The organism is Bartonella jaculi (genome assembly GCF_039543045.1).
Classification (GTDB): domain Bacteria; phylum Pseudomonadota; class Alphaproteobacteria; order Rhizobiales; family Rhizobiaceae; genus Bartonella; species Bartonella jaculi.
On sequence record NZ_BAABIZ010000072.1, the window covers coordinates 1 to 2,863 of the forward strand.

At 35.0% G+C, this 2,863-nt stretch carries 1 protein-coding gene; it reads left to right on the forward strand.

The genetic code is table 11. The features are described 5' to 3' along the window. Positions 1-2,528: type ISP restriction/modification enzyme (locus ABD915_RS09195; RefSeq protein WP_345117592.1), on the forward strand; the 2,528-nt coding region annotated here is incomplete at its 5' end. Positions 2,529-2,863 lie beyond the last annotated feature (335 nt).

Consider the following 2,863-nt stretch of genomic DNA (forward strand, 5'->3'; position numbering starts at 1 on the left):
AAAACAATGCCATTTCGCAAGCTATGGAAAAGATCTTAGCTGAGTTGGATAAAACCAATATCAAGCAAATCTCTCAAGAGTTACAAGAGTTTTATGACAGTGTAAAATTCCGTGCCTCTGGAATTACCTCCCCCCAAGCAAGACAGAACCTTATTATCAAGCTTTATGAAGACTTTTTTACCAAGGCTTTTAAGAAAACCACGGATAGGCTTGGGATTGTTTATACCCCCGTTGAGGTTGTTGATTTTATCATTCACTCTGTTGATGATGTCTTGCGCAATGAATTTGGAAAAAGCTTGGGATCACGTGGTGTCTCTATTCTTGACCCTTTTACGGGTACTGGTACTTTTATCACACGGCTGTTACAATCAAATCTCATAAAACCGGAGGATATGGAATATAAATACCGTCATGATATCCATGCCAATGAGATTGTTTTACTCGCTTATTACATAGCAGCGATTAACATTGAATCGACCTATCATAGTCTTATGAAAGGAGATTACATTTCCTTCAAACATATTGGTTTAACCGATACGTTTCGGATGCTTGAAGAGAAAAATCTGTTACAAGAATTATTTAAAGAAAACAGCGAATATTTAGAACATCAGAAAAAACTGAATATCAAAGTTATCTTTGGCAATCCTCCTTATTCCATAGGACAAAAAAGCGCTAATGATAATGCAAAGAATAGTCCTTATCCGATATTAGATAATCGTATCAGTGAAACTTATGCTGCACAATCTAAAGCAACCAATATGCGTAATCTTTATGATAGTTATATTCGTGCCATTCGCTGGGCTAGTGACCGTATAAAGGACTGTGGTGTTATTGGCTTTGTCACAAATGCAAGTTTTATAGATGCAAATTCTATGACCGGTTTACGCAAATGCCTCGTTGAGGAATTTAGCAGTCTTTATATTTTCCATTTGCGGGGGAATGCACGAACGTCTGGAGAACAACGTAAAAAAGAAGGTGATGGAATTTTTGGTGAAGGTTCTCGGGCGCCTATTGCTATTTCGATTCTCGTCAAAAATTCAGAATCTCAACAGCGTGGGAAGATATATTTCCGTGATATTGGGGATTATCTCAGTAGAAAAGAAAAGCTTACGATAATCGAGGCCCTTGGTAGTATTACTGGAATTACAAATAAATCAAGCTGGCAAATGATTACACCAGATAAGCATGGTGATTGGATCAATCAACGTGATGATAGTTTCAAAGAATTTTTAGCCATTGGGTATAAGAAAGGACGTGGTAAAAAGCTGTTTAAAACTTTGTCCTGCGGTATTACAACCAGCCGTGATGCTTGGGCGTACAATTCGAGTCGTAAAGCTTTAGCTAACAACATGAGTAATATGATTACTTTCTATAACTGTGAAGTAGAACGTTTTAGTAATATCTATCCACATGCTGAACGTAAGTCACGTGTAAAAATTGTAAATGATTTCGTAAATTCAGATGTGAAAAAAATTAGTTGGAGTTTTAGTATTAAACAGCAATTAATTAGAGGAAAGTTTTTTGACTTTGAAGATACGTGCCTTATGCAAAGTTCATATCGCCCTTTTACACAACAATGGCTTTATTATAATCATACCTTTAATGAAGCAATTTATCAAATGCCGCGTATATTCCCGATAGGGCAAGCGGTTGATAATAAGGTGATACAACTTACAAGTACAGGAGCAACAAAAAACTTTTCTGTCATCATGATTAAGAAAGTACCTGATTTTCATGCAATAGATACAGGTCAATGCTTTCCAAGATATATTTATGAAGATACTACGGTTTCAAAAAGTAAAAGTGAGAAACAATCCCATTTGTTTGCAAATGCTATAGAAGAAAGTAAAAGTGCTGGTTTACAGAGACGTGATGCCATTACGGATGAAGGTCTAGCCCATTTTAAAGCGGCTTATCCGAATGAGAATATAACAAAAGATGATCTATTCTATTATGTTTATGGTCTTTTACATTCGGAAGATTATCGTACTCGTTATGCTGATAACCTTTCTAAAGAATTGCCTCGTATTCCTTGCGTAAAAAGCGCTGAGGATTTTTGGAAATTTGTGACAGCAGGACGTGAACTAGGTCATTTGCACGTGAATTATGAAGATGTGGAACCTTATCCAGTAACCTTTAAAAAAGGTAATCCTAAACAGACTGATATCTCTAATCCAGAAAAGTTTTATTATGTAACTGAAATGAAATTCGCAAAAATTAAGGATAGTAAGGAAAAGGATAAATCGACGGTTATTTATAACAGCAATATCATAATGACTGATATCCCTCTTGAAGCTTATGAATATATCGTGAATGGCAAGCCCGCTCTTGAATGGGTTATGGGTCGTCAATGTGTTAAGACCGATAAAAAAAGTGGCATTGTGAATGATGCCAATCGCTATGCTGTTGAGACAATGGGCAACCCTGCTTATCCATTGGAATTATTTCAAAGGGTTATTACGGTAAGTTTAGAAACAATGAAAATCGTTAAGAACTTACCAAAATTAGAAATTAAAGAAACTGGATAGACTTATTAAAGCATGCTCACATGACGGGCATGCTAACATCATAAAAGTCTTTTCAATATTGGTTTAAAATTACACTCTATAAGCTATCATCTTGTTAAGTTAATTACCTACAATCTTAAAGGAATAGCTTATCATGCGTTATTCTAAAAAGAGAGCTTTATCCTTTTCAAAAGCTTTGTTTAAACAGAGTTATGTATATTCATTTCTCTATAGGTTTTGAAGGTGCAAAAATTGTCAAAACCCCCTCGAAACATATACTATTGATTGAATTTAGAGGTTGTATTATCAATATGAGTTGTTTTTTTAAGATCTGTAAAATACTAACATATTGAAAT